Origin of the sequence: Sphingomonas sp. CCH21-G11 (assembly GCF_001555965.1) — a bacterium.
Classification (GTDB): domain Bacteria; phylum Pseudomonadota; class Alphaproteobacteria; order Sphingomonadales; family Sphingomonadaceae; genus Sphingomonas.
The window spans coordinates 1-14313 of sequence record NZ_LSHX01000048.1 but is presented as its reverse complement, the minus strand read 5'-3'; the positions used below and the strand labels follow the sequence as shown (position 1 = coordinate 14313).

Sequence of the window (14313 nt, the reverse complement as noted above, 5' to 3'; positions counted from 1 at the left end):
GTTCGGGCTTGGATTTCCACGCCCGCTTCGCCAAAAGACCCCCGAAATGGTTCGCGTCGGTTCCCACCGCCTGTTGATCGCCGCGCTGGCGGCCTGTGCCATGGCCGGCGGCGGGATCGTCGCCGCGCAGCAGGGTGCGGCGCCGGCGGCCGCGCCGGTATCGGCATCGGGCAGTTTCGAGGTGGGCGGGGTGCGCGTCGACGTCGCCGGCCCGAATGCGGAGGCCGCGCGGCTGGCGGGGTGGAAGCTGGCGGAGCGCCGCGCCTGGACCCAATTGTCGCGCCGGCTGCGTGGCAGCGAGGTCGCGCTGCCCGAGGGCGCCATCGACGGCCTGGTCAGCGGCATCATCATCGAGAACGAACAGATCGGACCCAACCGCTATATCGCGCGGCTGGGCGTCCTGTTCGACCGCAACCGCGCCGCCGCGATCCTGGGTGTCGCGGCACGCTTTGCGCGGTCGGCCCCGCTGGTGCTGATGCCGGTCGAATGGTCGGGCGGCACCGGCACGGTGTTCGAGCGCGAAACCGAATGGACGCGCGCTTGGGCCCGGTTCCGCACGAGCAACAGCGCGATCGACTATGTGCGGCTGACCGGCACGGGCCCCGACCCGTTGCTGTTCGATGCGGGACAAATCGGCCGGCGCGGCCGGGGGTGGTGGCGCACGATCCTGGACCAATATGGCGCGGACGATGTGCTGATCCCGCAGGTCCACCTCTATCGCCAATGGCCCGGCGGGCCGGTGGTCGGCGAGTTCATCGCGGGTTTCGGTCCCGACAACCGCATCCTCACCCGCTTCACGCTGCGCGTCGACAATGCCGATGCGCTGCCCGCGCTGCTCGACGAGGGGGTGCGGCGCATCGATGCGGCCTATCAGGACGCGCTGCGCCGCGGCCGGCTGCGCCCCGACGCGCTGCTCGCGGTGCGGCCGCCATCGCCGGAGGACGAGGTCGATCCCGCCGCGATCGAGGTCGACGACCTGCCGGTGGTGTCGACCGTCACGACCGGCGGCGCGATCATCAACGTTCAGTTCGATTCGCCCAGCGCCGGCGCGGTCACCGGCACCGAATCCGCGCTGGCGGCAGTGCCGGGGGTGCGGTCCGCATTGACGTCCAGCCTGGCGCTCGGCGGGATTTCGGTGATGCGCGTCACCTATGACGGGTCGATCGCCGCCCTGCGCACGGCGTTGGAAGCGCGCGGCTGGCAGGTGCAGGAAGGGCCGGGGACGCTGCGGATCCGGCGTGGGGCCTCGCCCGCGCCCGCCGCACCGGCCGCAGGCGCGGGGGACGCCCCGCAAAACGCGACGAACGAATGAACCAGCTCAACCTGCCGCTCGGCCCCGTGGCTGGCGCGCAAGAGGGCCAGTTCATCGTCAGCGAAGCCAATGCGCGCGCGGTGCACCACATCGAACATTGGGGCGCGTGGCCGGTGGCGGCGGCGCTGCTGACTGGGCCGCGCAAGTCGGGCCGCAGCCTGCTGGGGCGCATCTTTGCCGCGCGATCGGGCGGGCGGGTGATCGACGATGCCGAGCGCCAGGACGAGGAAACGCTGTTCCACGCATGGAACCACGCCCAGGCCGAGCGCCGGCCGCTGCTGATCATCGCCGACGTGCCGCCGCCCGAATGGCCCATCGCGCTGCCCGACCTGCGTTCGCGCATCGCGGCGACCCCTGTTGAGCGGATCGCGCCACCCGATGATGCGTTGATCGTCCAGCTGATCCAGCGCGGGCTGGACGCGCGTGCGCTCTATTCGCGGCCCGACGTCGCGGCGTGGCTCGCCGGGCGCATCGAACGCAGCTATGTCGCCATAGAGCGAGTCGTCGACCTGCTCGAAACCGAGGCGCGCAGTCGTGACCGCCGTCGCCTGTCGGTGCAGCGGGCACGCGAATGGCTCGACGCCGCCGGGCTGCTGATCGACGAACCGACCATGGAGGAAACGGAGAAATTGTGACCGATCGCGCCGCCAAGTCTGCGACCCCGTCGGTGCTGTCGCCGATCGCCGCGCCCGACACGCGTTATTTCAACCGCGAGCTGTCGTGGCTGGCGTTCAACCGCCGCGTGCTGGAGGAGGCGTCCAACCTGGCGCACCCATTGCTCGAACGGCTGCGCTTCCTGTCGATTTCGGCATCCAATCTGGACGAGTTCTTCATGGTCCGTGTCGCGGGCCTGAAGGGCCAGCAGCTGCAGAATGTCGAACAGAAATCGGTCGACGGGCTGACGCCCACCCAGCAGCTCAACGCGATCGTCGAGGATGCCGGCGAGCTGGTCGACGCGCAGCAGGAATTGTGGCGCGACCTGCGCGTGCAGCTGGCGGCGAACGGCATTGCCGTGCTCGACCGCCACGAGATCGACGACGAGACCGCGGTATGGCTGCAAACCCATTTCCGCGAGCAGATCTTTCCGATCCTGACCCCGCAGGCGCTCGATCCGGCGCACCCGTTCCCGTTCATCCCCAACAAGGGGTCGAGCGTGATCTTCGACCTGGTGCGGCGCAGCGACCGCGAGCCAGTGCGCGAGCTGGTGCTGTTGCCGCCGACCATGCCGCGCTTCGTCCGCCTGCCTGGCGCGGCGGCGCGCTATGTCACCGTCGAGACGCTGATCAAGCATTTTTCCAGCCTGCTGTTCCCCGGTTACGACGTCCAGGGCGCGGCGACGTTCCGCGTGCTGCGCGACAGCGACATCGAGGTCGAGGAAGAGGCCGAAGACCTCGTCCTCTATTTCCGCACCGCGATCAAAAGGCGGCGGCGCGGGCGCGTCATCCGGCTGGAGATGGAAACCGGGATCAGCGCGGAGCTCGAGGCGATCCTGCTCGAGGAATTGGGCGGGAGCGAGGCGCTGCTGACCGAAACGGGCGGGTTCCTGGGCATCGGGGACCTGAGCATGCTGGTCGACGAGGATCGCCCCGACCTGAAGTTCACGCCGTTCAGCCCGCGCTTTCCCGAGCGCATCCGCGAATATGGCGGCGACTGCTTCGCCGCGATCCGCGCCAAGGACATCATCGTCCACCACCCCTATGAGAGTTTCGACGTCGTCTTGGCGTTCCTGAAACAGGCCGCGAACGACCCCGACGTGGTCGCGATCAAGCAGACGCTGTATCGCGCGGGCAAGCAGTCTGCGGTCATCCAGGCGCTGATCGCCGCCGCCGAGAACGGCAAGTCGGTCACCGCGGTCGTCGAGTTGAAGGCGCGGTTCGACGAGGAGCAGAATCTGTTGTGGGCCGACGCGCTGGAGCGCGCGGGCGTCCAGGTCGTTTATGGCTTCATCGACTGGAAGACGCATGCCAAGGTGTCGATGGTCGTGCGGCGCGAAGAGAATTGCTATCGCACCTACTGTCATTTCGGGACGGGCAATTATCATCCCGTCACCGCGCGCATCTATACCGACCTCAGCTTCTTCACCGCCAATCCGTGCCTGGGGCGCGACGCAGCGCAACTGTTCAACTACATCACCGGCTATGTCGAACCGACGCGGCTGGAGCTGCTGTCGATCTCGCCCGGCGGCCTGCGCCAGCGGCTCGTCGAGCTGATCGACGCCGAAATCGCGCATGCCCGCGCCGGCCGCCCGGCGGAAATCTGGGCCAAGATGAACTCGCTGGTCGATCCCGCGATCATCGAGAAGCTGTACGAGGCAAGCAGCGCGGGGGTGGAGATCGACCTGATCGTGCGGGGCATCTGCTGCCTGCGCCCCGGGGTCGCCGGCCTGTCCGACCATATCCGCGTCAAGTCGGTGGTCGGCCGTTTCCTGGAACACAGCCGCATCTGGTGCTTCGCCGACGGCAAGGCGCTGCCCCACAATGCTGCGCGGGTCTACATTTCGTCCGCCGACTGGATGCAGCGCAATTTCGACCGGCGCGTCGAATATATGCTGCCCATCACGACGCCGACGGTCCACGACCAGGTGCTCGACCAGGTGATGGTCGCCAATCTGATCGACACCGAACAGAGCTGGGTGCTGCACCCGGACGGCGAGTATGAGCGGCTGGAAGCCGGCGCGCGGCCGTTCAACCTGCATCGCTATTTCATGACCAACCCGTCGTTGTCGGGACGCGGCGCGGCGCTGGCGAGCGCCGAATCGATGCCGAAAAAGCTGTCGCTGCGCCGGCGCGGCGGCGCGGGCGCGAGCGAAGCGGCGGAATGACCTCGCTATTGCTCAGCCGCGGTCGCCAGGCGGCGCGGCTCCGGGGTGGGGACCGCGCGAGCGAGCGCGTCGCGATCATCGACATCGGGTCGAACTCGATCCGCCTCGTCGTCTATCAGGGGCCGGCGCGGCTGCCCGCGATTCTCTTCAATGAAAAGGTGATGGCGGGGCTGGGCCGCAGCCTGAATGCCACCGGCGCGATCGATGCGGATGCGCTGGCGGCGGCGGAGGTCGCGCTTGCCCGGTTCGCGTGGGTCGCCCGCGAGATGGAGGTGTCGCGGCTGCGCACCGTCGCCACTGCCGCAGTGCGCGACGCGAGCAACGGCGCCGAACTCATTGCGGCGGCGGCGCGACTGGGGCTGAAGGTCGAATTGCTGTCGGGCGAGGCCGAGGCGATCGGCGCGGGACTCGGGTTGTTGTCCGCCGTGCCCGACGCCGACGGCATTGTCGGCGACCTGGGCGGCGGCAGTTTGGAGCTGGTGCGGGTCCGCGACGGCGAGCTGCATGAACGCGCGTCGTTTCCGCTCGGCGTGCTGCGGGTCAGCGGGATCCGCGCGACGGGCAAGGGCGCGCTCGACCGGCGGGTGCGCGAGCTGATCGGCGAAACCGGCTGGGCGGGCAAGGGCGCGGGCCTGCCGCTCTATCTGGTCGGGGGGTCGTGGCGGGCGCTGGCGCGGCTCGATATGCACCTGACCGGCTATCCGCTGCCGGTGATGCACCAGTATGAGATGCCGCCGGCGACGATCGCGCGGCTGATCCGCACGCTCGGCCATCTGTCCAAGGGCAAGTTGAAGGCGGTGCCCAACCTGTCGGGCGGGCGCATCCCGACGCTGAGCGACGCCGCGTCGCTGCTGGCGAAGCTGATCCGCCATCTCCAGTCGCAGACGACGATCGTCTCCGCCTTCGGGCTGCGCGAGGGGCTGCTTTATGAGCAACTGAGCGGGGTCGAGCGGGCGCAGGACCCGTTGATCGTCGCGGCGCGCGACGAGGGCGCGCGGCTGGGCCGCTTTGCCGAGCATGGCGACCTGCTCGACCAGTGGATTGCGCCGCTGTTTGCCGACGAGGCGCCCGAGCTGGCGCGGCTGCGCCATGCCGCGTGCCTGCTCGCCGATGTCGGCTGGCGCGCCAATCCCGAGTTCCGCGCCGAGCGCGGTGTCGAGATCGCGCTACATGGCAACTGGGTGGCGATCGACGGCTTCGGCCGCGCGATGATCGCGCAGGCGCTGTTCACCTGTCTGGGCGGCGGCATCGCGTCGCCCGATCCGCTGATGCGGCTTGCCGACTATGAATCGCTCGAGCTGGCGTGTCGCTGGGGGCTTGCGATGCGGCTGGGCCAGCGGCTGTCGGGCGGGGTGGCCGGGCCGCTCCAGCGCACGCGGCTGGCGGTGGAGGACAGCCGGTTGCTGCTGCGCACCGAGCCTGCCGACGCGATTCTCTATGGCGAAGCGGTCGAACGCCGCCATCGCGCGCTGGCGGCGCTGTGCGGGCTGGAGGCGCGGCTGGGTTGAAGCTCCGGGCGCGGTGGTGCGCGTTCGTTGCGGCCGCCGTTGCGTGTGGATGCCCGATCAAGTCCGGCATGACGGGTGGGAGGCCCGCGTAGCTCTTTTCCCGATCTTCACCCCGGCCTCGTGCCGGGGTGGCGGCGAAGATCGTAACGGTGGGGCTAAACGTGCAGTTCCTGCTCACCCGCAGGCGAGGCGGGTCACGACATTCTTTTCGTCGACGTCGATGTTGAGCCGATCCTGACGATAGTCCATCGTCACTGCCATTCCGGGCTGGATCCAGCGCAGCGTGCGCGCACCGCTGCGGTCGCGGGCGTCGAGCCCGAGCGCGGCGGTGGCGGGCCGCCCGATCAGGTCCTGCACCGGCGCCGCGTCGCACTCGCCCGCGTCGGCGACGGGCGGCGGGGGCGCGGTACCGCCGGGGGCGGCGCATCCGGCCATCATCAGGGCAAGCAGCAGGGGCGGCTTCGCGATCATGCCTTTTCCTCCGTTCGCGTCATCTTGAGCTTGCCATTGCGCACCGCGAAGGCGAGCTGACCCTCGACCAGCGCGAGCGCGTCGCGGCCGAACTGCTCGAAGCGCCAGCCCTCCAGGATCGACAGGCCCTGGCGCTGGCCCGCCGCCAGCGCCTCCAGATCGTCGGAGCGGGCGAGCAGCCGCGCGGCGACGTCCAGCTCGCGCGCGCGAATCTTGAGCAGCAGCTTGAGCAGGTCGGCGACCAGCGATCCTTCGCGCCCGAGCGAGGGCTTGCGGTCGTCGCGCGCGGGCAGTTCGTCGGCGCACATCGGCGTCGCGGCGGCGAGCGCCGCCATCAGCCGCGCGCCGATGTCGTTCGACCCCCAGCTGGCCGACAACCCGCGCACCCGCGTCAGGTCGCTTTGGCTGCGCGGCGGATTGCCCGCCAGGTCGGCGATCGTCTCGTCCTTCACGATGCGGCCGCGCGGCAGGTTCTTGCCCCGCGCTTCGACCTCGCGCCAGCGGGCCAGCGCCTTCAGCCGCCCGAGCACGTCGGGCTTGCGGCTGTTGATGCGGATGCGTTGCCACGCGTCGTCGGGGTCGGTCACGTAATTGGCGGGATCCGCGGTGCGCTCCATCTCCTCGTCCAGCCAGTTGCCGCGCCCGGTCTTGCGCAGCCGTTCGAGCATCTTGGGGAAGATGGCGGACAGATGCGTGACGTCGGCGATCGCATAGTCGATCTGGCGCTTGTCGAGCGGACGGCGGCTCCAGTCGGTGAAGCGCGCGCCCTTGTCGATCGACACGCCCAGCCAGGCATCGACCAGGTTGGAATAGCCGACCTGCTCGCCTTGCCCCAGCGCCATCGCCGCGATCTGGGTGTCGAACACCGGATGGGGCGTCTTGCCGGTCAGGTTGACGACGATTTCGATATCCTGGCCGCCGGCGTGAAAGACCTTCAGCACGTCTTCATTGTCGGTCAGCAGCTCGAGCAGCGGCGTGAGATCGATGCCCGGGGCCATCGGGTCGATCGCCGCGGCCTCATTGGCGTCGGCGACCTGGATCAGGCACAGCTCCGGCCAATAGGTGTTTTCGCGCATGAACTCCGTATCGACCGTGATGAAGGGCGATTGGGCAAGCCGGGTGCAGAGATTGGCGAGGGTTGCGCTGTCCTCGATCAGGCCATGAATATGCATCTTCCTTCCATAGCCATGTCGCGCCGCTTGACAAAGGGTGGCGCGGCGCGGATTCGCGCGGCTCGCATTTTCACCGGCGGCGCGGGGCCGCGCCGCGAAACTAGAGACCGCAACGTCATGCACGCCTATCGCACCCATCACTGCGCCCAGCTGACCGCCGCCCAGGTCGGCGAGACCGTCCGACTGTCGGGCTGGGTCCACCGCAAGCGCGACCATGGCGGCGTGCTGTTCATCGACCTGCGCGATCATTACGGCATTACCCAGATCGTCGCGGACAGCGATTCACCCGCATTGCCGGCGCTGGAGTCGATCCGCACGGAGTCGGTCGTGACGATCGATGGCGTGGTCAAGAAGCGGTCGGACGCGACGATCAACGCCAATCTGCCGACCGGCGAGATCGAGGTGTTTGCGCGCGGCGTCACCGTCCAGTCGGCCGCCCACGAGCTGCCGATGCCGGTCGCGGGCGAGGCGGAATATCCCGAGGATATCCGCCTGCGCTATCGCTACCTCGACCTGCGGCGCGAAAAGGTTCACGCCAACATCATGCTGCGCGCGCAGGTGATCGCTTCGCTGCGCCGCCGGATGATCGACCAGGGCTTTACCGAGTTCCAGACGCCGATCCTGACCGCGTCGTCGCCCGAGGGCGCGCGCGACTATCTGGTCCCCAGCCGCGTCCATCCGGGGAAGTTCTATGCGCTGCCCCAGGCGCCGCAGATGTTCAAGCAGCTGCTGATGGTCGCCGGCTTCGACCGCTATTTCCAGATCGCGCCGTGCTTCCGCGACGAGGATGCGCGCGCCGACCGGTCGCCCGGCGAGTTCTATCAGCTCGATTTCGAAATGAGCTTCGTCACGCAAGACGATGTTTTTGCAGCGATCGAGCCGGTGCTGCACGGCGTGTTCGAGGAGTTTGCCGACTGGCAGGGCAAGGGTCGCACCGTGTCGTCGCTGCCGTTCCGCCGCATCCCGTACCGCGAATCGATGCTGAAATATGGCAACGACAAGCCTGACCTGCGCAATCCGATCGAGATCGTCGACGTGACCGATCATTTCCGGGGTTCGGGCTTCGGCATCTTCGCGTCGCTGGTCGACAGCGGCAGCGTGATCCGAGCGATCCCGGCACCCGGTGCGGGCGCGGGCAGCCGGAAGTTCTTCGACGATATGAACAACTGGGCCAAGTCCGAAGGCTTTTCGGGGCTGGGCTATATCAACATCAAAGGTGGCGAGCCCGGCGGGCCGATCGCCAAGAACCACGGGGCGGAAGCGACGGCGAAGCTGGTCGAGGCGCTGGGGCTCGGCCCGGATGACGGCGTGTTCTTCGCCGCCGGCAAGGAGGCACAGGCCGCGAAGCTCGCGGGTCTGGCGCGCACGCGCGTGGCCGAGGAGCTGAAGCTGATCGACGACAGCCGCTTCGAATTCTGCTGGATCGTCGACTTCCCGATGTTCGAATATGACGAGGATGCGAAAAAGGTCGATTTCAGCCACAATCCGTTCTCGATGCCGCAGGGCGAGCTGGAGGCGCTGGAGACCAAGGATCCGCTCGAGGTGCTGGCGTACCAGTATGACATCGTCTGCAACGGCGTGGAGCTGTCGTCGGGCGCGATCCGGAACCATCGGCCGGAGATCATGTACAAGGCGTTCGAGATCGCCGGCTATACCCGCGAGGACGTCGACACGAATTTTGCGGGCATGATCAACGCCTTCAAGTTCGGCGCGCCGCCGCACGGCGGCTCCGCGCCCGGCGTCGACCGCATCGTCATGCTGCTGGCGGACGAGCCGAACATCCGCGAAGTCATCACCTTCCCGATGACCCAGAAGGCCGAAGACCTGATGATGGGCGCACCGGGCCCGGTCAGCGCCAAGCAGCTGCGCGAGCTGAACATCCGGCTGGTGGAAGCGGCGAAGGGGTAAGGGGCGCTCGGACGCTAGTTCGGAGCCACCGCTCGCTCATTCGTCGTGCCGGCCTCGTGCCGGCATACACGGTGCCGTGCTGAGCGAACGTTGGTTCACTGGGCGCGGTGGACCCCGGCACGAGGCCGGGGTGACGAAGGGAAGGGGCGGGGTCGCGCTCGTCCTGGCCTTCCAAACCTGCCCCGCTCCGCCACATTGTTACCACTCTCGGATCGTCACCCCGGCCTTGTGCCGGGGTCCACCGGGCCGCGCAGTGCCGAAGGTTGTGACATTTCGCCCGTGAACCTCGGCACAAGGCAGGGATGACGAGGACATCGCCAGAGCGCGCGTCACTCCAACGTTATCACGCTCTGATGGCGCGGTGGAGCCCGGCACAGGGACGGGGTGAAGGCTTTGAGAAAGGCTGGCAGTCCGCCGCTTGCCCTGACCGTCCATGCCGGCCACACTCGCGCCCATGACCATCAAGCTCTCCGACTATGAACGCGGCGCGTTGTTCGCGGGCAACTATTCCGATGCGCTGAAGGATGTGCAGGAACGCCTGGAGCGCATCCAGGTCGCGCATATCTGTCACAAGCGCGCCGCCATCATCGCGATCGAGGGGTGGGATGCGGCGGGCAAGGGCGGGATCATCAAGCGGCTGACGTCGCTGTGGGACCCGCGCTATTTCGAGGTCTATCCGATCGGTGCGCCGACGCCGGAAGAGAAGGGGCGGCATTTCCTCTACCGTTTCTGGACCAAGCTCCCCCAGCCGGGCGATATCAACGTGTTCGACCGCACCTGGTACGGCCGCGTGCTGGTCGAGCGGGTCGAGGGTTTCGCGACCAAGGCGGAGTGGAAGCGCGGCTATGACGAGATCAACGCGTTCGAGGCGCAGCAGGCCGAAGCCGGCGTGACCCTGGTCAAGCTGTTCATCCACATCACCCAGGAAACGCAGGACCGCGAATTTGCCGAGCGGCTGGACGATCCATGGAAGCACTGGAAGACCGGGGCGGAGGATTATCGCAACCGCGCGCGGCGCGCCGACTATCTTAACGCGATGGCCGACATGTTTGCGCGCACCGACACCAAGGTCGCGCCCTGGACGGTGATCGACGGCAATGACCGCAAGGCGGCACGGATCGCGGCGCTGACCGCGATCGCCGATGCGCTGGAGGCAAAGGTGTCGATGACGCCGTCGGCGCTCGACCCCGATTTCGAGGCGATGGCGCGCGCCACGCTCGCCGCGAAGTGACGCGGCGAGCCCAGGCCCGCCATGGTGATGACCCTGGCGGCGGTCGTCTCAGGCGCGCTGATCGCGACCGCGCTCGGCCTGCTCGTCGCGTTGCTGCTGGGCGAGGCGGCCGGCGGCTGACGCAGATCAGGCTGCGGCGCGGAACTCGCCGTCGGGGCCCATCACGTGGAGCACGCCGTCGCTGATCGCGAAAAAGGCGCCGTGGAGCTTGAGCTTGCCCGCCGCCTCGCGCTCGGGAATGAAGGGGAAGGTGCGCAGATTGGCGATCGAGGTGCGCACGGTTTCCAGCTCCATCTCGCGCGCGGCCTCCGGGCTGTCGCCGAACTTGGCACGCACCCGCGCACGCGCATCGTCGAGCAGGCTGACCCAGTCATGGACGAAGCCGCCCTCGCCCGGGGCGGAATCATGGAACATGCCGGTCAGCGCGGCATGAGCGCCGCCGCACTTGCCATGGCCCATGACGACGATTTCCTCGACCTCGAGCTTGGTCACCGCAAATTCGAGCGCGGCCGAGACGCCGTGATGGCCCGGCGACGTCTCGAACGGCGGAACCAGATTGGCGACGTTGCGCACGACGAAAATCTCGCCGGGCAGCGTGTCGAAGATCTGCGCGGGCTCGACGCGGCTGTCGGAGCAGGCAATGACCATCAGCTTGGGCGCCTGGCCCTCGGCCAGCGTCTCCCAGCGTTCGCGCTGGCGACGATAATCCGCGGTCCGGAACCGCTGATAGCCATCGAGCAGGTCGGTGAAATCGGTCATGGGTACTCCGTTCGATCGGTCAAATCCGCTCGGTTGAAGTAGCGACCCTGCGGGCATATTGCATCCGCATGAGGCGGGCCAGCAATGATTTGTTACGTGACGCCGCGTCCGCCCGTGCCCGCGATGCGGGCGATGGTTGTGCGCGCCGGAGCGCATCGCTATCTCGCTGGCCATGAACGATCCCAGCCCCGTCCTTCGTCCCGCCACGCCGGCTGCGTCCGAACCGCGCCAGCGCAAGCCCGACTGGATCCGCGTCAAGGCACCGACCTCGACCGGCTTTGCCGAGACGCGCCAGCTGATGCGCCGGCTCAACCTGGCGACGGTATGCGAGGAGGCGGCGTGCCCCAATATCGGCGAGTGCTGGACCAAGAAGCACGCGACGGTGATGATCCTGGGCGATGTGTGCACGCGCGCCTGCGCCTTCTGTAACGTCAAGACGGGGATGCCGCGCAAGGTCGACCCGCTGGAGCCCGAGCATGTCGCGGTCGCCGCCGCCGAGCTGGGGCTTGAGCATATCGTCATCACCTCGGTCGACCGCGACGATTTGCCGGATGGCGGCGCGAGCCAGTTCGTCAAGGTGATCGAGGCGCTGCGGCGGAACACGCCGCGCACGACGATCGAGATCCTGACCCCCGATTTCCGCAACAAGGCCGAGGCCGCGGTCGAGGCGATCGTGGCGGCGCGGCCCGACGTCTATAACCATAATCTCGAAACCGTGCCGCGGCTTTATCCGACGATACGGCCGGGCGCGCGCTATTATGCGTCGCTGCGGCTGCTGGAGAGCGTGAAGCGCCACGACCCGTCGATCTTCACCAAGTCGGGCATCATGCTGGGCCTGGGCGAGCAGCGGCTGGAAGTGCACCAGGTGATGGACGACATGCGGTCGGCCGATGTCGATTTTCTGACGATGGGCCAGTATCTCCAGCCGACGCCGCGTCACGCCAAGGTGATGGATTTCGTGACGCCCCAGGCGTTCGATTCCTTTGCTGCGATCGCGCGGGCCAAGGGGTTCCTGCTGGTCGCATCGTCGCCGCTGACGCGGTCGAGCTATCATGCCGGCGACGATTTCGCACGGCTGCGCGCCGCGCGCGAGGCGAAGCTCGCCAGGGCCTGACGCGATGCCGAAGCACAGCGAGACGCGGGTCTTGCCCTACACCCCCGAACAGATGTTCGACATGGTCGCCGATGTCGGCCGCTATGCCGAGTTCCTGCCCTGGGTCAGCGCGATCCGGGTGCGGTCGAACAACGACACCGAAATGGTCGCCGACATGATCGTCGGTTTCAAGGGATTGCGCGAGACCTTCACGTCGAAGGTCACCAAGTCGCGGCCCGAGCATCTGCATGTCGAATATGTCGACGGGCCGCTCAAATATCTGCGCAACGACTGGCGCTTCCGGCCCGACGGCGCGGGCGGCTGCGCGGTCGATTTCTGCGTCGACTTCGCGTTCAAGAACCGGATGTTCGAAATGCTGGCCGGCCAGGTGTTCGACCGCGCGCTGCGCAAGATGATCGGCGCGTTCGAGGCGCGCGCCGCGACGCTTTATGGCGCGACCGACGGCGGCATCAGCAAATCGAGCGCACACAGCGCCGCCTGAAGCCGGATTCCGCCGCGACCGTTGTTTTCAAACAGCCTGCTGTCGGCGACCACGTCCTTCGGATCGCCGCCGCGTTCGGCGCGCGCGAAGACGACCGTGCCGACCGGCTTCTTCTCCGTGCCGCCGCCGGGACCCGCGACCCCGGTGATTGCGACCGCGACGTCGGCGCGCGTTGCCTTCAGCGCGCCCTGTGCCATGCTCCATGCGGTTGCGATCGACACCGCGCCGAACGTGTCGAGCACGTCCAGGCTGACCTTGAGCAAATCCATCTTGGCGACGTTGGAATAGGTGATGAAGCCGCCCTCCAGCACGTCGGACGAGCCCGAAATCTCGGTCAGCGCGGCGGCGACCAAACCACCGGTGCAGCTTTCGGCGAGCGCGATGCGGCGACCGGCGGTGCGGTTCGCCTCGATCACCCGGCGGGCGGCGGCGACCAGTTCGGGCGGCAGCAGTGTGTCGATGGTCATCGCGGCAGCGGACAGATGTTGAGCGCGCGGGTGCGGCTGTTCTGCGCGCGCGCATCGATCTGGGCGAACAGGACGAGCAGCGCGGCGGTGTTGCGCGGCGGCAGCGGCTCGACCAGTGCCAGTGCGCGATCGATGACCGGGCAATCGGCGACATCGACCCGCGCGGCGATCAGCGGCCCGGCGAGCGCACCGACCATCGGCCGGGCAAATTGCGAATCGAGGAATGCAAGGTTCTCGTCGCCGACCAGTGCGCCGAGCGCGCGGCGCGCCGCCGGCCAGGTGCGCGCGCCCTCATCGGCGTAGCGCGCGGTCAGCCGGCCGGTGCCGGTGCGCAGATAGGCGGAAGCGGGCAGGGCCGACGCGCAGCGATTGCCGACTTCGCGCACCAGATCGGGCAGGACATAGACGAACAGCGCCTCCGCATCGGCAGACGGGATGCAGGGCAGGGACGCCTGGCGCTGGGCGGCGAGCGCGCTCGCGCCGCTCGCTGCGAACAGCGCCGCGGCGGCGAGCCATCGAAGCACGGTCGATCTCATCATGGGTTCACGCCACTTTCTCCGCCGGAAGCCTGATGGTCGCGATCGCCTGCGCCGCGATGCCTTCGCCCCGTCCGGTAAAGCCGAGGCGCTCGGTCGTCGTCGCCTTGATGCTAACCTGCCCGGTGCCAAGCCGCAACAAGCCGGCGATGCGGTCGCGCATCGCGTCGCGATGGGGCCCGACCTTAGGCGCTTCGCAGATCAGGGTCAGGTCGATGAAATCGATGATGCCGCCCTGCGCCGCGACGAGCCCGGCGGCATGGGTCAGGAACTGCGCCGACTCCGCGCCGCGCCATTGCGGGTCGCTGGGCGGGAAGTGCGTGCCGATATCGCCGGCGGCGATCGTGCCGAGCAGCGCATCGGTGATCGCGTGAAGCGCGACATCGGCGTCGCTGTGCCCGGCCAGCCCCTTGTGATGCGGGATGCGGACGCCGCCGAGCCACAGCTCCTCGCCCGCCGCAAGGCGGTGAACGTCGAAGCCGCTGGCCGAGCGGCTGATCCAGCTGGGGGCGGGCGAGGAGCTGTGGCTCGGC

General features: G+C 68.2%; 14 protein-coding genes. 8 read left to right on the top strand and 6 right to left on the bottom strand.

Annotated features, from left to right (window positions below; translation table 11 throughout):
• Positions 1-46: 46 nt before the first annotated feature.
• From AX676_RS12695 to AX676_RS12680, 4 genes are read left to right on the top strand one after another with little or no spacing between them, the layout of a single operon-like run.
• A complete protein-coding gene (locus tag AX676_RS12695) occupies positions 47-1312 on the top strand; it encodes a hypothetical protein (RefSeq protein ID WP_066479860.1) in 1266 nt (421 codons plus the stop codon).
• Positions 1309-1947, top strand: coding sequence for a DnaA/Hda family protein (locus AX676_RS12690; protein ID WP_066479858.1), 639 nt, complete (start codon positions 1309-1311; stop codon positions 1945-1947). The genes AX676_RS12695 and AX676_RS12690 overlap by 4 nt, the downstream gene beginning before the upstream one ends.
• Positions 1884-4133, top strand: coding sequence for an RNA degradosome polyphosphate kinase (locus AX676_RS12685; RefSeq protein ID WP_082731246.1), 2250 nt, complete (start codon positions 1884-1886; stop codon positions 4131-4133). Before AX676_RS12690 ends, AX676_RS12685 begins: the two co-directional genes overlap by 64 nt.
• Entirely contained in the window at positions 4130-5641 is a 1512-nt protein-coding gene (locus AX676_RS12680) for a Ppx/GppA family phosphatase (RefSeq protein WP_066479857.1), read from the top strand. The genes AX676_RS12685 and AX676_RS12680 overlap by 4 nt, the downstream gene beginning before the upstream one ends.
• A 174-nt stretch (positions 5642-5815) precedes the next feature.
• Here AX676_RS12680 and AX676_RS12675 read toward each other — a convergent pair whose 3' ends face one another.
• The gene (locus AX676_RS12675) at positions 5816-6112 is read right to left on the bottom strand and encodes an I78 family peptidase inhibitor (protein WP_066479856.1); all 297 of its coding nucleotides are present in this window, start codon (positions 6110-6112) and stop codon (positions 5816-5818) included.
• Complete coding sequence (gene rnd / locus AX676_RS12670; protein WP_066544407.1) at positions 6109-7284, bottom strand: ribonuclease D; 1176 nt, start codon at positions 7282-7284, stop codon at positions 6109-6111. Before rnd ends, AX676_RS12675 begins: the two co-directional genes overlap by 4 nt.
• 117 nt (positions 7285-7401) lie before the next feature.
• Between rnd and aspS the strand changes: the two genes are divergently transcribed.
• Both aspS and AX676_RS12660 read left to right on the top strand, forming a co-directional pair.
• Positions 7402-9192, top strand: a complete 1791-nt coding sequence (gene aspS, locus AX676_RS12665) for an aspartate--tRNA ligase (protein ID WP_066480197.1) — start codon at positions 7402-7404, stop codon at positions 9190-9192.
• Positions 9193-9646: 454 nt separating this feature from the next.
• Positions 9647-10423 carry a polyphosphate kinase 2 family protein gene (locus AX676_RS12660; RefSeq protein WP_066479854.1) on the top strand — a complete coding sequence of 259 codons (777 nt, stop codon included), beginning with the start codon at positions 9647-9649 and terminating at the stop codon, positions 10421-10423.
• A gap of 126 nt (positions 10424-10549) precedes the next feature.
• Here AX676_RS12660 and AX676_RS12655 read toward each other — a convergent pair whose 3' ends face one another.
• On the bottom strand, positions 10550-11182 hold the full coding sequence (locus AX676_RS12655) for a carbonic anhydrase (protein WP_066479851.1): 633 nt from the start codon (positions 11180-11182) through the stop codon (positions 10550-10552).
• Positions 11183-11354: 172 nt separating this feature from the next.
• On the opposite strand from AX676_RS12655, the gene lipA reads away from it, so the two are divergent.
• Both lipA and AX676_RS12645 read left to right on the top strand, forming a co-directional pair.
• Positions 11355-12296 (top strand): lipoyl synthase, encoded by a 942-nt coding sequence (lipA, locus tag AX676_RS12650; protein WP_066479845.1) that lies wholly within the window; start codon positions 11355-11357, stop codon positions 12294-12296.
• A gap of 4 nt (positions 12297-12300) precedes the next feature.
• The gene (locus AX676_RS12645) at positions 12301-12777 is read left to right on the top strand and encodes a type II toxin-antitoxin system RatA family toxin (RefSeq protein ID WP_066479843.1); all 477 of its coding nucleotides are present in this window, start codon (positions 12301-12303) and stop codon (positions 12775-12777) included.
• Here the strand turns inward: AX676_RS12645 and AX676_RS12640 are convergent.
• The 3 genes from AX676_RS12640 to ispF form a co-directional block, all read right to left on the bottom strand.
• The gene (locus tag AX676_RS12640) at positions 12723-13244 is read right to left on the bottom strand and encodes a CinA family protein (RefSeq protein ID WP_066479840.1); all 522 of its coding nucleotides are present in this window, start codon (positions 13242-13244) and stop codon (positions 12723-12725) included. The genes AX676_RS12645 and AX676_RS12640 overlap by 55 nt on opposite strands.
• The gene (locus tag AX676_RS12635) at positions 13241-13783 is read right to left on the bottom strand and encodes a hypothetical protein (RefSeq protein ID WP_066479837.1); all 543 of its coding nucleotides are present in this window, start codon (positions 13781-13783) and stop codon (positions 13241-13243) included. The genes AX676_RS12640 and AX676_RS12635 overlap by 4 nt, the downstream gene beginning before the upstream one ends.
• Before the next feature lie 4 nt (positions 13784-13787).
• Positions 13788-14313: 2-C-methyl-D-erythritol 2,4-cyclodiphosphate synthase (gene ispF, locus AX676_RS12630; RefSeq protein ID WP_231734720.1), on the bottom strand; the 526-nt coding region annotated here is incomplete at its 5' end.